Origin of the sequence: Bacillus sp. 5mfcol3.1, from assembly GCF_900114335.1 — a bacterium.
Lineage (GTDB): Bacteria > Bacillota > Bacilli > Bacillales > Bacillaceae_G > Bacillus_A > Bacillus_A thuringiensis_S.
The window spans coordinates 508,301-527,669 of the sequence record NZ_FOST01000002.1 but is presented as its reverse complement, the minus strand read 5'-3'; the positions used below and the strand labels follow the sequence as shown (position 1 = coordinate 527,669).

Below are 19,369 nucleotides of genomic sequence, written 5' to 3'. Positions count from 1 at the left end.
CTCCTACCTTTCTAAAAAGAAAACCTCCGCACTCCGGAGGATTCTCTACTTCTCTAACGTATTACGAATTTGTTCCATTCGCATTTTTCCCCAATCATACATCATTTCAACGATCGGTAAAAGTGACATGCCTAGTTCCGTCATATAATACTCAACACGAGGAGGAATTTCGGGATATACTGTTCGATCAACAATCCCATCTTCCATTAACTCTTTTAATTGGTTCGACAAAACTTTATGAGAAATGCTTGGGAATAACCGTTGTAATTCACTAAAACGATGAGGCCCTTCCACACCAAGATGCCACAGTATCACAACTTTCCACTTTCCACTAATAATAGAAAGCGTCAATTCCTTTTCACAATTAAAATTGCCATTTTGTATTTTATCTTGAATATCTTTTCGAATATTTTCGGACATTAACAATCTCCTAACTCTATATGAACTAAAAAGCTCTCTCATTATTGTAAATGAGAGCTGCTCAGATGTCTAAAAAGTAATTATACAGAAAAAAGAAGCCGCACAAACGACTTCTTTTTTATTTCAAATATTAGTTGTCATCCATTTTCAGTACAGCCATGAATGCCTCTTGTGGCACTTCTACAGAACCAACAGACTTCATACGTTTTTTACCTTCTTTTTGCTTATCAAGAAGTTTACGCTTACGAGAAATGTCACCGCCGTAACATTTTGCAAGTACGTTTTTACGCATCGCCTTAATTGTAGAACGTGCTACAACTTTATTTCCGATAGTCGCCTGAATTGGTACTTCGAACTGTTGTCTCGGAATTAATTCTTTTAATTTCTCTACAATTACTTTACCACGGTCATACGCTGAATCACGGTGTACGATAAATGATAAAGCATCCACTTGTTCATTATTTAAAAGAATATCCATTTTCACAAGTTTAGATGGTTTATAACCAATTAACTCGTAGTCAAATGATGCATACCCTTTCGTATTTGATTTCAATTGATCGAAGAAGTCATATACGATTTCTGATAACGGGATTTCATATGTTAATGTAACACGCGTTTCATCTAAATATTGCATATCAATAAACGTTCCACGTTTACCTTGGCAAATTTCCATTACAGCTCCAACATAGTCATTCGGAACCATAATTGAAGCCTTCACAAACGGCTCTTCTACACGATCGATAGACTGTGGATCTGGCATATTAGATGGATTATCAACAATAACATCTTCACCATTTGTTAAATAAACTTTATAAATAACGCTTGGCGCTGTTGTAATTAAGTCAATCTTAAATTCACGTTCAATACGTTCTTGAATGATTTCCATGTGAAGAAGTCCTAAGAATCCACAACGGAAACCAAATCCTAACGCTTGAGATGTTTCTGGTTCAAACTCAAGAGCAGAATCGTTTAACTCTAATTTTTCTAACGCATCACGTAAATCGTTATAACGAGCAGAATCAATTGGATACAGCCCACAGAATACCATCGGGTTTAATTTACGGTAACCTGGTAACGCCTCTGCAGCTGGACGTTTCGCATGTGTAATCGTATCACCAACACGTGTATCACCTACGTTTTTAATAGATGCTGCTAAGAAACCTACATCACCTACTGTTAACTCGTCACGTTGCGTAGTTTTCGGTGTAAATACACCTACTTCTGTTACTTCAAATTCTTTACCCGTTGCCATCATACGTACTTTATCGCCAACTTTTACCGTTCCATTTACAACACGGATATAAGCAATTACACCACGGTACGGATCATATAAAGAGTCGAAAATCATACATTGTAACGGCTCTTCTGAATCACCTGCCGGAGCTGGTACTTTTTCAACAATTTGTTCTAAAATTTCTTCAATACCAATTCCAGCTTTCGCAGAAGCAAGTACCGCTTCTGATGCATCTAAACCAATTACATCTTCTACCTCTTGACGTACACGTTCTGGATCCGCACTTGGTAAGTCGATTTTATTGATAACTGGTAAAATTTCTAAGTTGTTATCGAGCGCTAAGTATACGTTCGCTAACGTTTGAGCTTCAATACCTTGCGCTGCATCTACTACAAGAATCGCGCCTTCACAAGCCGCTAAACTACGAGATACTTCGTACGTAAAGTCGACGTGTCCTGGTGTATCAATTAAATGAAGAATATACTCTTCACCATCTTTTGCTTTATAGTTTAATTGAACTGCGTTTAATTTGATTGTAATACCACGCTCACGCTCTAAATCCATAGAGTCAAGCAACTGAGCTTTCATTTCGCGTTGTGTTAACGCATTTGTTTTCTCTAAAATACGGTCTGCTAACGTTGATTTTCCGTGGTCAATATGAGCAATAATAGAGAAATTACGAATTTTGGACTGTCTTTTTGCTCTTTCTTCTTTGTTCATCTATGTTCTCAACTCCTAATAGTCTCGCCAATATACACTAGCACTGATTATATCAATAGAGCAACAAAGATTCAATGAAAACTCGTGCTGCTTACGATACAAATCATTCTATCTATATCTTATGCGAATAAACCATAAGAGACAAACCCTTTTCAAATTTTAAAACGGTTGTCTTACAAATCAGTAAAACAACCATCTCCCATGCTACTCTTAGCTAAAAATCCCCTTTATTTTCCCAACAACTATATCCGTTCCGAACTTCGTCATTTCATAAGCTACACTTGCTACCGCCATCCCAATTCCTTCTACAACATTAAAACTTCTTAAACGTTCTAATTGTTGTTGTTTTTCTGAAGCTGAAAACGAACTACCCAAAATTTCTGATTCAGCACCTGTACTCTCTGTCCCTGTCATATGAGCTATTTGTTCATACGACAATTGCCGATAACCTTTCATACTTTTCAAACCATGATTAGCAAGTGACACTCCTGCTATCATCATAAGTAAACATAAAGCTACACTACATATACACAAAAGCGCAAAACGACTCAAACTATTATCATCTTTCTCCCTCAATGTGTATACGCTCCCGTATTATCTTGATCAATTTGATGATGCAGCGCTGCATTTAAACCACTCGCTATTACATTCGCCATATCCTCAATAAAAGTATCTACTTCTTTTGGGGTCACCATTAAGTTATGACCAAGAGGCGATAGCACTTCATAAATCAACCTTCTTTTTTCTTCTTCTTCTAACGTACCAACAGCACCTAAAAACATATTTCGGCTCTTTTCATCTGGCATATCTTCTTCTGTTAATTTTTTCTTTTCTCCAAATGAAAATCCCGCTGGTAACAAAGATCTTGAAGGTTTGTTTCCTTCTTTCATCTCTCGACCAAAATGTTTCAAAATAAAATCAATCGTATCACTTGTAATCGAAACGGCATCGACCACAGTCGGAACACCAATTGCGATAACAGGGATACCTAATGTCTCTTTACTTAGTTCCTTACGTTTATTCCCAACCCCTGATCCAGGATGGATTCCAGTATCAGAAATTTGTATCGTGCTATTTACTCGTTCAATAGAACGGGCAGCTAATGCGTCAATCGCAATTACAAAGTCTGGATTTGTCTTCTCAATAATCCCATAAATAACATCGCTCGTTTCGATGCCTGTAATCCCCATTACCCCCGGCCGAATTGCACTAACAGGCCTGAATCCTTCTTCTACACTTTCAGGCTGCAATTGAAACAAATGTCTCGTTACTAATACATTTTCTACAACTATTGGCCCAAGAGCATCCGGTGTTACATTCCAATTCCCAAGGCCTACAATTAAACAGCTCGCTTCTTTGGTAACACCAACCTCTTCTAAGAAATAAGAAAATTCTTTTGCAAAAATACGCTCCACTTTTTGTTGAAGTTCTGTATCTTGCTGACGTATACCTTGTACTTCAAGCGTTAAATAATTTCCAGTTTTTTTACCCATCGCTTCAGAGGCAGCTTCATCAATTGTTACTTTTGTAATTATAGTACCTTCTTCTTCCCTCTCTTTTACAATTACCCCCTGTATCCCTTTTTGTTCTTCTTGGCTTTCTTGCAACATTTGATGAGCTTCTACAGCAAGGTCAGTTCTAACGCTATATTTACTTAAATCCAATGGTTCTTTCATCGTATCTCCTCCGTAATTCATAGTAAATATCGTTAGATTTCCCAAAGTTATATAAGGTCATTCTTTCCTTTACGTGAAATTTCATGGATATACTATTGCAATTCTCTTCACCGTTTGATAGAATATCACTTGTTCTATGTAAGAATCGAGTCATTCGATTGCACCAGGGAGGTGAAAAGTATGGCAAACATCAAATCTGCTATCAAACGCGCTAAACTTAGCGAAGAGCGTCGTGCACATAACGCTTCTATCAAGTCTGACATGCGTTCTGCTGTTAAAACTGTAGAAGCTTTAGTTACTAATAACGATCTTGAAAATGCTAAAGAAGCTTTCAAAACTGCTTCTAAAAAACTTGACAAAGCAGCTCGTAAAGGTCTTATCCACCAAAACGCTGCATCTCGTCAAAAATCTCGCTTAGCGAAACAAGTAAACGCGTAAGGCGTTTAAAAAACGATCCATTTGGATCGTTTTTTTATATACAAAAAAAGTTCATGCACTAGGTACATGAACTTTTTTTGTGTCATCACATATGATTTAATCGCATTAAGAAAAACTCGAGCACAAGTTTCTTATCCATCTTTCCCGTCTTCATACTATAATCAGCTTCTGCTAATTCTATAATCACTTTTTTTAATTCTTCAAAAGAGAAAAATTTCGTTTGATTCATCGCCAATTTTACACGATACGGATGTACACCAATATGAGATGCAATTTGATTTTGCCCATAACCACGTTGCTGTAACTCTTTCACTTGATACAACAAACGGAATTGACTCACTAATAACGCAAGCAATTTAATCGGCTCTTCCTGCTGCGTAAATAATCCATCCAAAATTTGCATTGCACCTGCAATATCTTTTTTCACCACTTTTTCTGTCAAAGCAAATACATTTTGCTCAACTGATTTTGGCACAAGCTCTGCAACAAGTTTCGTCGTAATCTCTCCGCCCATACCAACGTATAACGTTAACTTGTCCATTTCCTTCGCCAACATCGTTACATTACTTCCCACAAGCTCTAGCAACAAACTAACAGCCGCGTTATCAATGTGCACATGCACTTCATCTGCACGAGCAATAATCCACTTCTGAACATCCTGCACTTGCATCGCATTCGCTTCTACTACATCTGCTGTTTTCTTTAATAGTTTTGTAATTTTTTTTCGCTCATCAAGTTTTTCGTAAGGCGCAACAAAAACAAGAATAGAAAATGGAGAAGGTTCACCAATGTATTCTTCTAAAATTTTTATATTTTGCTCTAACTTTTCTTTTTGCGAAGTCAGAAATAGCGGTGATTTTATTAACAGTACTTTCCGTTCTCCAAAGAAAGGAAGCGTACGCGCATCCTCAACCACATCTTCTAAATACGCTTCTTCTAAATCGTATGTCACAACATTAAACTCTCGATCTTCTTCTTCAAGTGCTTCTGTCGTAATAAGCTTTATCGTTTCATTTATAAAAAAAGCTTCCGTTCCATATATTAAATATAACGGAGCAAACTGTTTCTTTTTAATTTTTTTATGTATATCACTCATACTTTTTCCTACTCCCTAACTTGGCAATATATATTTATACTAATGCCCTAGCTTTTGTTTTACAAGTACAAAGGAACAGGCTTTATAACCCGTCCCTTTATTTATATTAAACGCCACGCAATAAGCCCCGGGTTTCTTATTGGTGTGCGGTAATCACCTTCCCTTTATTATTCGCAATAAAAATTTGAGTATAAGTGCCAACTGTTAACATGCTTGGAAACGAAAAACTCACATTACTTCATGATTTACAAGTAACAAAAAAGCTCGTTTTCTCTTCATATGGAAATTGTAGATTTTTTTCTGACAATATTTTATACTAAAGTGGAATGTTGGGGAGGGATTCTAAATGAATGATTTTGAACAAAACGTTCAAAGTAAACGCAATGACGCTATTGATTCAGGGGTAGGATTTATCGTCTCATTTGGTTTTTTCGCAACACTTTTCATCATTGCAACTGTTATTAAATTTATCGGTTCTTAAAGACTGCCACTTCATGGCAGTCTTCTCTTTTTCATCTATTATGTGTTTTATCATATGTGATTTTACTTTTAAAGGTTCCATTTTCCCCTTTAAAAACATAGGAAATAGCACCTTGCTTGTCCGTGCGCCATATCGCACTCCCCATCTTCTCAAAACGCTCTATCACTTCTTTATGCGGGTGTCCATACCTATTCTGCTTACCAACAGATATAATCGCTACACGGGGCTGTATAACGTTCAAAAAAGACTCTATAGATGACGTGTTACTTCCATGATGAGCAACTTTTAAAACATCTACTCGCAAATCTGGATAAGCAGATACTAAAAACTGCTCTCCTTCTTCTTCTAAATCGCCTGTAAATAGCCACGTCAATCCTCCAAATTTTGCCCATATTACAATTGAAGCATTATTTTCACTTTTTTCTTTTCCTTTTGGAGCTAAAACGAAAAATTCAGCTTCATTTACACTCCAACTTTCCCCTTCCCCCACTTCAGTTATTTTCATTTCCTTTTCTAATGCCTGTTTCTTTACTACTTTTTCTAATACTGCATCTTTTCCCTTTCGGCCAAATACAACTTCTTTTACAGGTATATATGATAATAATTCTTGCGCAGCACCTATATGATCTGCATCTCCATGCGTTACGATTAATTTATCAATTGTTTTAATACCTTCTTTTTGTAAATAGGGTATTAAAACATCATTTCCAACAGAAAATTCATGCTTTTTTTGTTGCCACTCTTCCTTATTGACACGAAGCGTTCCACCTGTATCAATAAGATAAACCCCTTTATCATACGGAAGGCGAATTAATATTGCATCACCTTGTCCAACATCAATAAATGTTACACTTCCACTTCCTCTAAAATATGGATATACATAATGACACGTGCTAATAAAAAGAAATATACTCACAACTATACAAACCATTTTTTTCGGCGCTCTCCTTTCCCAAACCATCAATATACTGACAATACTCGCGCAATATACAGCTACAAGATTGAAGAACGTTTTCCCGAAAATAAGCTGGTTAAATGGTAAACTTTCACAATAACTTAGAAAAACATTAGACATACTCAAGCCTATTGATAACACATCCGCAAATCCTTTTGCGAGAAACGGGACAATTGGCATACACAGTAAAATAATAATGCTACATGGTAATACAATGATAGATAAAAACGGAACGTATAAAAGATTGAGGAAAATGCTATATGGAGAAAAATAACCAAAGTGATATAACAAAATCGGAGTACTAACGAGCTGTGAAATGATAGAAATATAAATAGAATTTCGGATTACTCCGTTGCTACTCACTAACAATAACGGAGCAGACAAAAGTAAAGCGAAGCTACCTACAAAAGAAAACTGAAATCCAATATTAAAAACAAGATAAGGGTCATATATAAGCATACATATAGCTGTTACACTTAAAGCATCTAAACTAGATAAACGAATTGAGCACATAAAAGCAATCAACGTCAAAACTCCTGTTATAGAAGCCCTTATAACAGAGGGTGACGCCCCTGCTAAAACCATATACAAAGGAATACAAATGATAAGGCAAATTGTTGCTACCTCCCTCGTCGCACCACTTCTTAGCAAAATAAAATATACTATCACCATTAACAATACAATGTGCGAACCTGAAATTGCTAACAAATGTACAAGACCAAACTGTTGATATTGCTCTTCCACTTCAAACGTCATTTGTTGTCTATCACCAAATAGTAAAGCATTCATAAAAGCACCTGATTGCTCTGGAAACATCTCTGTAACTTTCGAGATTACTTGTTGCCTCAAAAGGAGAATCCGTTGCATGAGCGACAGTGATGTTTTATAGCATTCAGAAATATATGTAGCCTCAAATGTGAAATGAATATGTTGCTTGTATAAATAATCACGGTAATTAAAACCATGAAAATTCCGAGCTGTTTGCGGTTCTTTCCTCTCACCCTCGAATACACATGATATCCCTGCGTATAATTGTTGCATTTTTTCCTTTTCCAAGGCTGATTTTATTCTATAACTTAACTGCACTATATTTTTATTGTGATCTTCAAACTGAAAAGATAGGCGATCTCCATTAACAAGCGGTGTATTTTGTATAACCCCTCTTGTAACTCCATAGGACTCTCCTAGAGACTTATTCCACCCTTGAACATAGGAAGTGTATATAGCGCCACTAAAGCACGCTACAATGCAAAAAAAGAAGGTTTTACGCGAAGTGCGATATAAACAGAAGAAAACATTTAAAAAGAGGCAAAAAACTATCAATAAAAGTGACGAGGAAAAGGCAATTGCAATCCCTATTATAAACGAGATTGCAACATACCCCCATTGTTCCTGCAACTTATACTCACTCCTTATAGCATCATTTTTGCTTTCGTGAATACATGCTGTAATTCTTCCATTGATAAATTATCTTTTTCTAAAGACGCAAATAATTCTTTTAACTCCGTATAACGTTTTTGCTCCTCTAATGCAGCGATATCATATTCTAGCGGAACGTGCTTCACTGTTACATTCGCTTGTTCAAATAATTCTATGGCGTATGGATGATTTTTATAATCCTGCGCATAATAAACCGCTGTAATACCACTTTGAATAATTGCCTTACAACATTGTAAACAAGGGAAATGCGTAACGTAAATTTCTGCTTCCTCTGTTTTCGCACCAAACTTGGCACATTGTAATAAAGCATTCATTTCGGCATGAATTGTCCGAACACAATGATTATCGATTACGTAACAACCATCATCTATACAATGTACGCCACCTTTAATCGAACCATTATATCCACCAGCAATAATTCGTTTATCGCGAACGATTGTCGCTCCTACCGCAAGCCTTGTACATGTACTACGTAACGATAGTAGATGGCTTTGCGTCATAAAATATTGATCCCATGAAATTCGTTCCATATTTTTCACCTACTTTTTTGTCTACTTGTAGTGTAGCGAAAGAAGAAAAACTTCGTCAATCTTTTACGGAATAATAATTTGATCTTTTATCTTTTCAAGAGACTTCGCACCAATCCCATCAATCTCTAATAAATCTTCTATTTTCTGAAACGGACCATGCTCTTCTCGATATTTCAAAATACTTTCTGCCTTTCGAGAGCCAATCCCTGTAATTTTTTCCAATTGCTCTTTCGCTGCTGTATTTATTCGAATCTTGCCATCTTCCTTAGAAGAAGTAAACATCCCTTGTTCTGACTCATTTTTACTCGGTATATAAAGAAGCATTTGATCTTGTACAATTTGTGCTAAATTCACTTTTTTCATATCTACTTCTGATAAAAAACCACCAGCCTTTTGAACCGCATCCTTTACGCGATCTCCTTCCTTCATTTCATATACCCCTTCTTTATTAACCGCTCCTTTCACATCAATTATAATTGTTCTTTTCTGTTCCTTTGTATCCGATATTTTCGGTTTACCCTTTTTTTCTATCTCCTTCTCTTGCACATTCATTGTAATAGGCGTTCGTTCTACACTCTGATTTGTTTTCCAAAAAACAAGAAAAAGTAAAGTTCCAATAATAGCTACTAAACCTAACCACTTTTTCGGAAAATCCCACATCATTTTACACCTCTAATCATAAATTTATAACATCATTCATATTGTTTAGGAGAAAGCTGTTACGAAGGAGGGATGAAACTTTGAACATAGGAATTATAGGGACAGGAAACATGGGGAATATACTAATCGATGCATTTTTAGAAACCCGTGCTGTCAAACCTTCGTGCCTTACAATCATTAATCGGACGCCTGCCAAAGCATATCATATAAAAGAAAAATACCCTTCTGTTCATATAGCAAAAACAATCCCGGAAGTAATCGAACAATCACAACTTATTTTTATTTGCGTTAAGCCCATAGATATATACCCTATCCTAAAAAAATACGCTGAACATTTTTCTGATGAAACGTGCTTAGTTTCTATTACAAGTCCAATATCTCCATCACAATTAGAGACTCTCGTACCGTGCCACGTCGCACGTATCATTCCAAGTATCACAAATCGCGCCCTCTCTGGCGCCTCACTATTTACATTTGGAGATAATTGCTCTGAAGAATGGCAACAAAAACTACTTCGTCTATTCAAAAATATTTCTACACCTCTTGTAATAGAAGAAGATATAACACGTGTTTCATCTGATATAGCAAGTTGCGGTCCTGCTTTCTTTAGTTATTTACTACAATGCTTCATTAACGCTGCTGTAGATAAAACAAATATTACACACGAAGAGGCTACTACTTTAGTAAGTGAAATGGTCGTGGGGATGGGGAAATTACTTGAAAAAGAAATCTTCACATTACCTACCTTACAAGAAAAGGTTTGCGTGAAAGGCGGCGTTACCGGGGAAGGCATTCGGGTTTTAGAAGAACACGTTGGAGATATGTTCCATAAGTTAATCGAGCGAACACATGAAAAATTTGATGAAGATTTAGAATGCGTTGATCAGCAATTCAATAAACACACATAATAAATACGTCATTTTCATTCCAAATCCTTTTTATAAATACTTACTTTTTTACAATACATTTTCACTTCAACTACTATTCCCACACTTTACGCATACGATCTTCAGATTATGCTAGAACTAAAAATACATCTTCTTTATAAAACAAAAGCAACCTTCTCGGTTGCTTTTGTTTTATTTGTTTTATCCGTTTTTCTTCGCCATGAAGAAAATACGCTCTGTTTGTTCTGTAACTTCAAGTCGCTCAAAATCACCTGTTACACGAAGAACTGTAAAACCTGCTTCTTCAAGCCATTTCGTTAACTCTTCCACTTGATATGCACGTTGCACGTGACATTCGTCAAACCGATGGTACACATCTTCTTCCGGATCTTGAACAAAGAATGTCAAATCATGCTCTACACTATTTGATTCTTCACCAGGGAAGCAATTCCAAATAAGAGATATTTCTTCTCCATTCACTGTATACGTTTCATTTTGAAATACATGATGTATTTTATATAAAGAATGTACATCAAATAAAAACAAACCATCTTGACGCAAATGGTGAAACACTCTTCTAAATGTTTCTTGTACTCCATCTTCTTGCAATACATAATTTAATGAATCACAAAAAATCGTTACACAGTCAAACTCACCCGGAACATCAAGCTCGCGCATATCTTGTTGGTAAAAAGGAATAAAATGCCCTTCTCCGCCTAGTTTTTGCTGAGCGACTGTTAACATTTCTTCTGAAAGATCGACACCTATTAAATCGTAACCCTTTTGCACAAGCGGCAGGGTTACATTACCTGTACCGCATGCTACATCAAGAATTTTTGCCTCTTTCATACCTGCCTGCTGTAAACTTTCCTCTGTAAATTCCACCCATTTATCATAAGGGACATCATTCATTAGTTCGTCGTACAACAATGCAAATTGTTCGTATTTCATTGTCCTAACTCTTCTGTAATATCTTCACGTGGCACATCGCCCCATAGACGCTCTAAATTATAGTGATTACGCTCATCTTTATGGAATACATGAGCAACTACATCTCCAAGATCAACTAATACCCAACGTGCTTCGTCAAACCCTTCCATACGTTGTACGTCGATTTGGAACTCATGTGCTTTTGATTTAATTTCACGTGCAATTGCTTGCACTTGTTTATCTGAATTTCCGTGACAAATAATGAAATAATCTGCAATTGGTGAAATACCTTGCATATTTAGGACAACCATATCTTCTGCTCTCTTATCATCAGCTGCTTTTGCCGCTAATACTAATAATTCTTTATCGTTCATTTACTCATTTCCTCCTTGATAACTGCATTGTATGTTTGGAATGTTAATGGATAAATCGTCTGATCTTTTTCCATTAAAAATTGAATTGTTCTTTTTAACGCAAATAATAGGGCTTGATTTATATCCGTATATGCGAGTTTACGAGCCTCTTCCACTCCTGGAAACTTTCGCCCAGGTTCAATGTAATCAGCTACATAAATCACTTTATCTAACATCGTCATATTCTCATGACCACTTGTATGATATGTAATAGCTTGCAAAATTTCAGAATCCGTAATGCCTACTTCTTTTTCTAGTAAGTATGCCCCAACAGGTGCATGCCATAACTCTTTGTTATAGCAAAGTAAATCTTTCGGCAAATCTTCACGTTTAATAATCTCTTCCATTTCTGAAATTGCTCTACATTTCGCATAATCATGGAATATAGCTGCCATCTCTGCTTTTTTCTCGTCCACACCGTATAACTTAGCAAGCTCAATCGCTGTCTCCATTACACCAATTGTGTGTATATAACGTTTTTCATGCATTTGTTGTTTGACAATATGCAGTGCATTCTCACGATTCATACAACCCATTCCTCTCGATATATACCTGTACTTTTTCAGGAAGTAAATATTTACACGTTTTCTTCTCTTTATATCTCTCACGTAATAAGGATGAAGAAACTGCAAATTCCGGAATTTCCACTGTAGTAATCTTATATGGTGTATGCAATGTATACCCAGGTCTTGCAACTCCAACAAAAGTTACAAGATTAAGTAAAGCTTCAATGTTATACCACTTCGGTAAATATTCAACCATATCCCCACCAATAATAAAGTGAAACTGCACATCCGGATACTTCTTCGTCAATTGTAACATAGTGTCATACGTATAAGATGGGCCCTTCCTACTTAGCTCTTCTAAACAAATAGAAAAGTGTTCTTCTGCCTCAGTCGCGAGCTCTAACATATGTAAACGACTTTCTACACTTGTAATATTACGCCCTTGTTTATGTGGCGGAATCTGGTTTGGCAAGAACCATACTTCTTCCAAGTTCAAAGCGTGATATACTTCATTTGCAATTAGCAAATGTCCATAGTGAGGCGGATCAAATGTACCGCCAATGATGCCAATTTTCCTCAAAAGAAACGCCCCTTCCTTTTATATACAGCAACTCTCCTTGGTTAGGAACGAAGAGAGTTGCTATTAATAAAAGTTCAATTGGTTTCGCTCTCTACATCATTACGCATCAGCGATAAAAAATAGCGCATGCTAATCTTTTTATCGAGGAAGCTTAATTTGTTTATTTTCTCTTGATTCTTTGTATAAAACGATTGTGCTTCCAATTACTTGAACGATTTCAGCACGTGCACCTTTTGCAAGTTCTTCCGCAACCTCACGGCGATCAAATTCACAGTTTTGTAATACGCTCACTTTAAATAGTTCACGAACTTCTAACGCTTCTCCAATTTGTTTTACCATATTTTCATTTACTCCGCCTTTTCCTACTTGAAAAATTGGTGTTAAATGATGTGCTTGTGCACGTAAAAATCTTTTTTGTTTTCCTGTTAACATATATGTTAGCCTCCAAGCTTTTCTATAACTAATTGTTTCATTCGATTAATATTTGGTACACGTCCTGTCCACATTTCAAATGCAAGTGCTCCTTGATAAACAAACATATCAATACCATTTTGAATGATTGCGCCTTGCTCTTTTGCCTCACATAAAATTTTCGTTTCAAATGGATTATAAATTATATCTGATACAATCGTTCCTTTTTTTAACGAACACATTTGTAATGGCGTATGTTCGACGTGTGGATGCATACCTATCGTTGTCGTCTGAATGATAATATCATAATTTCCTTGTTCTTCTGTCGCTTTTTCTAACGACAAAGCAACAGAATTAACATCGGCCGTACGTGCAGCAATAAGTTCTTTCGCCTTATCTACTGTACGATTGGCTACATCAATCTCTTTTACACCTACATCAGCAAGAGAAAAATAAATAGCTCGGCTAGCACCACCTGCACCAAGTAACAAAATACGTTTCCCTTGAAGTGGTTCATTACTAATTGACTGCAGCGCTCGAACAAAACCAATTCCATCTGTGTTGTAGCCAATTAACCTTCCATTCTTATGAACCACTGTATTTACTGCACCGATTTTCCTTGCCAATGGATCAATCTCATCCAAATACTCCATGATAGCAACCTTGTGCGGAGTTGTTACATTAAATCCTGAAATACCTAATGCTTTTAAACCTCTTACTGCTTCCCCTAGCGCTTCCTCTTCAACAAGGAATGCATGATAATGGGCATCCATATTCAAGTGTTCAAATGCATCGTTATGCATAACGGGTGATAATGAATGTCCAATTGGATTTCCGATTACACCATATAATTGTTTCATAAATCCCTCTCCATATTAAATTAAAGATTTACGTAGTGAAACACTTACTCCTTTTGGTACGTGTGCAACAATTTTTGCGCCTGGTTCGTTCACAGTAACCCATCCTAATCCAGAGAATACAACATCCGTCTTTGGTTCACGAATATTAAATTCGTATTTCACTAACTCAGGCATATTTGCTAATTCTTCTGGCGTTGGCGGGCTTAGTAAATCTCCAGCATGATTTTTATATAATTCATCTGCTTTCTCAAGCTTTGTACGATGGATTGTTAAACGATTCGAGAAGTGACAAGTAAACGCACGACGACCACCACTTACATAATCAAAACGTGCCAATCCACTAAAGAATAACGTTTGTTCTTCATTTAATTGGAATACCATCGGCTTAATTTCTTTTGTTGGTGTAATAAGCTTTAAGCTTTGCTTCCCAACATAATGAGCCATTTGGTGGTGGTTAATAATACCTGGCGTATCATATAAAGAAGATTCTTTGTCTAATGGAATATCAATTAAATCCAGTGTTGTTCCTGGGAAATGAGATGTTGTAATTACATTTTCAGTCTCATCACTAAATTCTTTAATCATACGATTAATAAATGTCGATTTCCCTACATTCGTACATCCAACAACGTAAACATCTTTGCCGCCGCGATAATACTCAATAGCATCTGCTAGTTCAGCAATTCCTTGTCCCTTCGCTGCACTAATTAAAAAGACATCTTCTGGTTTTAATCCTAGCTGCTTTGCACTATAGCGCATCCAATGCTTTACTTTATCATGTTTTACTGACTTTGGAATTAAATCAGCTTTATTTCCAACAAGTAATACTTTATTATTCCCTACGAAACGATGTAAGCCAGGTAACCAGCTACCATTAAAATCAAAAATATCTACAATTTTGACTACTAATGCATCTGATTTTCCAATTCCATTTAAAATGCGTAGGAAGTCATCATCTGTTAACGATACATCTTGAATTTCATTGTAATGCTTCAAGCGAAAACAACGTTGACAAATGACTTGTTCTTTTTCTAAAGATGAGGCAGGAGCATACCCCACTTCATTTTTATTTTCTGTTTGAATTTCTACACCGCAACCAATACATTTAATTGTTTCAGTCAAACTTTATTCCTCCCAGTTAATTAAACCTTTTTTCTTCATATTTTTCATAATTCTTCGTTCAATTTTTCGATTAAAGCGCGTTACTAATCCGTCCGTTTGTGCTACCGGTACAACTAAAATTGTATGAAGGCCTACTCGGTTTCCACCAAGCACGTCAGTCAGTAACTGATCTCCAATTACTACAACTTCATCTGGCTGCAAACGCATCTCTTGTATCGCACGCTTAAATGCGCGAACAAATGGTTTACGTGCACTATGAATAAATGGAATACCTAATGGATCAGCAAAATCTTTCACACGTTGCTCATTATTATTTGAAACGACCGTTACTTGAATGCCTTGCTCTTTCATTTCCAAGAACCATTTTTCAAGTTGCGGCGTTGCATTGGGACGATCCCATTCAATTAAAGTGTTATCTAAGTCAGTAATAACGCCTTTAATCCCACGTTTTTTTAAATCTTCTGGTTGAACATGATATACATTTTTCACATATTCATTTGGTAAAAATAGTTTCAATTTCTTTCACCTCTTTGAGGATTTTTCATAAAATTTTTCGACAACATTTTTCGATATATAACCTGTGGATAAAATTGTACACATTTTCCACATTAATTTTGCAGTTAATTTGGAATTTACTAACAAACTATACACACTTTATCCACCTAGGTATGTGGATAACCACTCGTTTGTGACTGTCATATTTTTTTGGTACATTAAATGCATCAACGAATCAATCCTTATATTATTAGGAGGTGACTCACCTTGAAAACAAAACATATGGAACAGTTATCCACTGAGTTACTCACTGAGTCTTATTATAAAGCAAAAGAACTAAAATTAAATCCCGACTTCATTTTACTTATAAAACAAGAAATCATTAGACGCTCATTAGAGGACAAGCTTGTCAAATCATCTTGATTACATATAAAGTGAAAGTTTAATCAGCCCTTACCAATCAAACAGTTAAAGGATAAATTATTAGATGCCCTGTAAAAAGAGCCATCCTACGATGGCTCTCGAATAAACAAGTACTCCCATCTAGGGGATTTCATCATTAAGTATCTTTGCCCATAACTCTTACTTACGGTTATAAAAGCTTTTCTTTATTTATGAGCTAAGCGAGTAGCTATTTTTTCACCAAGACGAAGCTCTTGTCCACTCTTTAATTCCTGCACTACTTCTATCATATCTTTTTCAAACAATAACACAACTGTTGAACCAAATGTAAAGTATGCCATTTCTTCACCTTTTTGAACAGTGTCTCTCTCATGCAAAAGCTCAATACTATTAACAAACATAGCACCTACTTTTATAAGAGCCATATGCTCGCCATCACTGCTTACTTCTGTAACAGAACGATAATTTTTTGACAGTGGTTCTTTCCCGTATTCCATACCAGCTGCATTTACCGGATATGATTTTCTACCGAGTACAAATCTTTCAGTCACAGAACCAGAAAGCGGACTATGAATGCGATGATAATGACTTGGACTCAAATAAATTACCATATATGTACCGCCTGCATATCGCGTTGCACGTTCTTCATTACCTAGCATATCCACGATTGAATAGCGCTTTCCTTTAATATCAAATGTTTTTGTATCCTCAATAGGACCATGATCTGCAAAAACACCATCAACAGGACTAACGATACTCGATGCATCTGTATCAATACTACGCTTTCCTTCTTTTAGCTTACGCGTAAATAATTCATGCAATGTTCTATATTCCTTCAAACCCTTTTCCATCTCATCTTGATTAATTTGAAAAACTTTCGCATACGATGGAATAATGATAGAGCTCAAACGAGATTGTGCAAATTTACGTAATATATAAGAAGTAAAGCGACCATTTGTAAGTTCTATCATAAGTCGATATAATGTACGTCGCAAATTGCGAAACCCCCTAATCAGTCTATAACTTTAGTTTTCCCTTATTTTCTTTCTATATCATACGTAAAATTGGTTCTTATTCCCACATATCATATAAAGCAGCCTTATTATACATACAGAAAACTAAGTATGGTATTATTCTTAAATTATTTAGCACCTTCTAATATTACAGATAGAATCCGTCATTTTCAACAGTGAACATGTATTTCTTCTTAGCATAACTCGTTTTCTTTTCTTATTTACAATAAGAAAAGCAGCCTATTTTAAAATATGGCTGCTTCTAATACACTTTACTCTTTCGCTTTTTTCTCTTTCTCTGCCCTTACAAACTCGTGGAACATTTTCATTAAAGCACGCTTTTCGATCCGTGATACGTAACTTCTAGAAATGCCAAGTGCCTTAGCGATTTCCCGCTGTGTTTTCTCCTTATCTAGCCCGAGTCCAAAACGTTTCACAATCACTTCTTTTTCTCTTTCGTCTAAAATATCGATATACTCTTTAATTTTTTCTAACTCCATACTAAGCTGAATCATATCAATTACATCTTCAGACTCTGATTTTAATATATCAATAAGCGATATTTCATTGCCCTCTTTATCTTGCCCGATCGGATCATGAAGTGAAACATCTTTTTTCGTTTTCTTTAGTACACGTAAATGCATCAAAATTTCATTTTCAATACAGCGTGCTGCATACGTCGCAAGCTTCGTTCCCTTTCCTGCAGAATAGCTCTCGATAGCTTTAATGAGCCCGATCGTACCAATTGAAATTAAATCTTCTGCATCTTCTCCTGTGTTCTCAAATTTTTTAACGATATGAGCTACAAGCCGTAAATTATGTTCAATTAAAAGATTTCTCGCTTGAGCATCACCTTGCTCCATTAACTCTAAGTACTTTCTCTCATCATCTGATGATAACGGCTGCGGAAACGCATTATTTTTCACATAAGAAACAAAGACAAACACTTCTCGAACCATATATCCAATTGCGGCGAATAGACTCAAACCTTTCACCTCCGCCAAAATAGTGGTCTTTATTATGTGTATGTGGGCTTGAGGTTGTTTGTGTCTGTACAGTTTATTTATAAAACTCAACACTTCCAACATTTAAAATATTTTATTGTTATATTATAATTATATAAAATTGTTATTTATATATGAATATGCTATTAAAGGGGAAACTATTCATGCTTACATTAGATCGATTATTAAATGTAACAATTTATTTAGGGGTATTTTTACTTTTCATTTCGTTCATTACTTTTGTTATTAAGAGAGGGCCTGATTTATTATTTTTTCAATTTGGAATTTCTTTGTTTTTTGGAGCTCAAATTATAATTGGAATGAAATTTTTTCATAATTATGGTTTCTCCTTTCACTCAAAACTAGAACTACTTATCTTTATTTTCTATGTAATTGGATTTATTACATGTATACTACTGTTCTTTAACTTTCAAAATCCGTATCGAATTTTTTTATTAATTTGTAGTTTTTTATTTTTAACTGGATCCAATTATTACTTTAAAGAAACATTAAATTTTAGTAAAAAAACTCCAAAGCAACATAAAACTTTTTTAAGTACACAAGAAGACTCTTTTCCAAAAGAAGTCCGTAAATTTTCAGAGGATTACAATAACATAATAAGGAATGATTTTTATGAAATACCGATGATTCCTACTGAATTACAGATTACAAGCAAAAAACATTCTTCCCATAGTACATCTTTCTTAGTTGAACTTTATAATAGCGAGAATGAAATTACTGATGACTCTGTACAATTAACTCCATCAGACCGTTTTTATATACTGTTAAATACACAAAAAACAAAAATATCAAAAATAGTATATGAAGGGCAAAATTTTTTCACATTAACAGTCACACTAAAGGCTCTTAATTTACAGCAGGAACCAGAAATTCATAATATGTTTTTAGAAATAGATAAACGTAGAGCGATGAATCTTCTTAATTTTGAAATTAAAGCCCATACTAAAGAATGGAAAGTAACATTTAAAAGTGATAATTCTTCTTCCAATCTTCCTATCACATTTAATTTTGAAAAACGAACAGGCAAATTATAAAAATAAAAAGAGTTATTTTCTTTGAAAAATAACTCTTTTTA

At 35.4% G+C, this 19,369-nt stretch carries 23 protein-coding genes; 5 read left to right on the top strand and 18 right to left on the bottom strand.

Annotation, left to right across the window (positions count from 1 at the left end; genetic code table 11):
• Positions 1-45: 45 nt before the first annotated feature.
• The 4 genes from BM089_RS12025 to gpr all read right to left on the bottom strand — a co-directional run bounded on the left by BM089_RS12025 (position 46) and on the right by gpr (position 4,050).
• On the bottom strand, positions 46-420 hold the full coding sequence (locus tag BM089_RS12025) for a winged helix-turn-helix transcriptional regulator (RefSeq protein ID WP_001293539.1): 375 nt from the start codon (positions 418-420) through the stop codon (positions 46-48).
• A gap of 130 nt (positions 421-550) precedes the next feature.
• Positions 551-2,374 carry an elongation factor 4 gene (gene lepA / locus BM089_RS12020; RefSeq protein ID WP_001030948.1) on the bottom strand — a complete coding sequence of 608 codons (1,824 nt, stop codon included), beginning with the start codon at positions 2,372-2,374 and terminating at the stop codon, positions 551-553.
• Between the two features lie 210 nt (positions 2,375-2,584).
• Positions 2,585-2,950, bottom strand: a complete 366-nt coding sequence (locus tag BM089_RS12015) for a YqxA family protein (RefSeq protein WP_001207094.1) — start codon at positions 2,948-2,950, stop codon at positions 2,585-2,587.
• Positions 2,947-4,050, bottom strand: coding sequence for a GPR endopeptidase (gene gpr / locus BM089_RS12010; protein ID WP_090977050.1), 1,104 nt, complete (start codon positions 4,048-4,050; stop codon positions 2,947-2,949). Before gpr ends, BM089_RS12015 begins: the two co-directional genes overlap by 4 nt.
• Before the next feature lie 180 nt (positions 4,051-4,230).
• Between gpr and rpsT the strand changes: the two genes are divergently transcribed.
• Positions 4,231-4,488: a 30S ribosomal protein S20 gene (gene rpsT, locus BM089_RS12005; protein WP_001274012.1), complete on the top strand. Its 258-nt coding sequence runs from the start codon at positions 4,231-4,233 to the stop codon at positions 4,486-4,488.
• Between the two features lie 85 nt (positions 4,489-4,573).
• Here rpsT and holA read toward each other — a convergent pair whose 3' ends face one another.
• The gene (holA, locus tag BM089_RS12000; RefSeq protein WP_075719075.1) at positions 4,574-5,584 is read right to left on the bottom strand and encodes a DNA polymerase III subunit delta; all 1,011 of its coding nucleotides are present in this window, start codon (positions 5,582-5,584) and stop codon (positions 4,574-4,576) included.
• 346 nt (positions 5,585-5,930) lie between these two features.
• Between holA and BM089_RS11995 the strand changes: the two genes are divergently transcribed.
• Positions 5,931-6,065: a YqzM family protein gene (locus BM089_RS11995; RefSeq protein WP_000997609.1), complete on the top strand. Its 135-nt coding sequence runs from the start codon at positions 5,931-5,933 to the stop codon at positions 6,063-6,065.
• Positions 6,066-6,096: 31 nt separating this feature from the next.
• On the opposite strand, the gene BM089_RS11990 is transcribed toward BM089_RS11995, so the two are convergent.
• From BM089_RS11990 to BM089_RS11980, 3 genes are all read right to left on the bottom strand, one after another.
• A complete protein-coding gene (locus tag BM089_RS11990) occupies positions 6,097-8,418 on the bottom strand; it encodes a DNA internalization-related competence protein ComEC/Rec2 (protein ID WP_090977048.1) in 2,322 nt (773 codons plus the stop codon).
• Between the two features lie 14 nt (positions 8,419-8,432).
• Positions 8,433-8,990: a ComE operon protein 2 gene (locus BM089_RS11985; protein ID WP_000439773.1), complete on the bottom strand. Its 558-nt coding sequence runs from the start codon at positions 8,988-8,990 to the stop codon at positions 8,433-8,435.
• Between the two features lie 63 nt (positions 8,991-9,053).
• On the bottom strand, positions 9,054-9,653 hold the full coding sequence (locus BM089_RS11980) for a helix-hairpin-helix domain-containing protein (protein WP_000989936.1): 600 nt from the start codon (positions 9,651-9,653) through the stop codon (positions 9,054-9,056).
• A gap of 77 nt (positions 9,654-9,730) precedes the next feature.
• Here BM089_RS11980 and comER point away from each other — a divergent pair, with 77 nt between their 5' ends.
• Positions 9,731-10,558 (top strand): late competence protein ComER, encoded by an 828-nt coding sequence (gene comER, locus BM089_RS11975; protein ID WP_001020554.1) that lies wholly within the window; start codon positions 9,731-9,733, stop codon positions 10,556-10,558.
• Positions 10,559-10,738: 180 nt separating this feature from the next.
• Here the strand turns inward: comER and BM089_RS11970 are convergent, their stop codons facing one another.
• The 8 genes from BM089_RS11970 to BM089_RS11935 all read right to left on the bottom strand — a co-directional run bounded on the left by BM089_RS11970 (position 10,739) and on the right by BM089_RS11935 (position 15,875).
• Positions 10,739-11,488: a class I SAM-dependent methyltransferase gene (locus tag BM089_RS11970; RefSeq protein ID WP_000873074.1), complete on the bottom strand. Its 750-nt coding sequence runs from the start codon at positions 11,486-11,488 to the stop codon at positions 10,739-10,741.
• Positions 11,485-11,841 (bottom strand): ribosome silencing factor, encoded by a 357-nt coding sequence (rsfS, locus tag BM089_RS11965; RefSeq protein ID WP_000998193.1) that lies wholly within the window; start codon positions 11,839-11,841, stop codon positions 11,485-11,487. Before rsfS ends, BM089_RS11970 begins: the two co-directional genes overlap by 4 nt.
• Entirely contained in the window at positions 11,838-12,407 is a 570-nt protein-coding gene (gene yqeK / locus BM089_RS11960; RefSeq protein ID WP_075719079.1) for a bis(5'-nucleosyl)-tetraphosphatase (symmetrical) YqeK, read from the bottom strand. Before yqeK ends, rsfS begins: the two co-directional genes overlap by 4 nt.
• Positions 12,397-12,966, bottom strand: coding sequence for a nicotinate-nucleotide adenylyltransferase (nadD, locus tag BM089_RS11955; RefSeq protein WP_001226048.1), 570 nt, complete (start codon positions 12,964-12,966; stop codon positions 12,397-12,399). Before nadD ends, yqeK begins: the two co-directional genes overlap by 11 nt.
• A 138-nt stretch (positions 12,967-13,104) precedes the next feature.
• Positions 13,105-13,398: a ribosome assembly RNA-binding protein YhbY gene (gene yhbY, locus BM089_RS11950; RefSeq protein WP_000955227.1), complete on the bottom strand. Its 294-nt coding sequence runs from the start codon at positions 13,396-13,398 to the stop codon at positions 13,105-13,107.
• Positions 13,399-13,403: 5 nt separating this feature from the next.
• Entirely contained in the window at positions 13,404-14,237 is an 834-nt protein-coding gene (gene aroE / locus BM089_RS11945; RefSeq protein WP_053563633.1) for a shikimate dehydrogenase, read from the bottom strand.
• Between the two features lie 15 nt (positions 14,238-14,252).
• A complete protein-coding gene (yqeH, locus tag BM089_RS11940; RefSeq protein ID WP_090977046.1) occupies positions 14,253-15,359 on the bottom strand; it encodes a ribosome biogenesis GTPase YqeH in 1,107 nt (368 codons plus the stop codon).
• A gap of 3 nt (positions 15,360-15,362) precedes the next feature.
• Positions 15,363-15,875: a YqeG family HAD IIIA-type phosphatase gene (locus BM089_RS11935; protein WP_000765314.1), complete on the bottom strand. Its 513-nt coding sequence runs from the start codon at positions 15,873-15,875 to the stop codon at positions 15,363-15,365.
• Positions 15,876-16,121: 246 nt separating this feature from the next.
• Here BM089_RS11935 and BM089_RS11930 point away from each other — a divergent pair, with 246 nt between their 5' ends.
• A complete protein-coding gene (locus BM089_RS11930) occupies positions 16,122-16,277 on the top strand; it encodes a sporulation histidine kinase inhibitor Sda (RefSeq protein ID WP_000850094.1) in 156 nt (51 codons plus the stop codon).
• Positions 16,278-16,462: 185 nt separating this feature from the next.
• Here the strand turns inward: BM089_RS11930 and BM089_RS11925 are convergent, their stop codons facing one another.
• Entirely contained in the window at positions 16,463-17,251 is a 789-nt protein-coding gene (locus BM089_RS11925) for a phosphatidylserine decarboxylase (protein ID WP_090977044.1), read from the bottom strand.
• A gap of 290 nt (positions 17,252-17,541) precedes the next feature.
• A complete protein-coding gene (gene sigK, locus BM089_RS11920; RefSeq protein ID WP_000051382.1) occupies positions 17,542-18,255 on the bottom strand; it encodes an RNA polymerase sporulation sigma factor SigK in 714 nt (237 codons plus the stop codon).
• Positions 18,256-18,407: 152 nt separating this feature from the next.
• Between sigK and BM089_RS11915 the strand changes: the two genes are divergently transcribed.
• Positions 18,408-19,328, top strand: a complete 921-nt coding sequence (locus BM089_RS11915) for a hypothetical protein (protein ID WP_088022816.1) — start codon at positions 18,408-18,410, stop codon at positions 19,326-19,328.
• Positions 19,329-19,369: the final 41 nt, after the last annotated feature.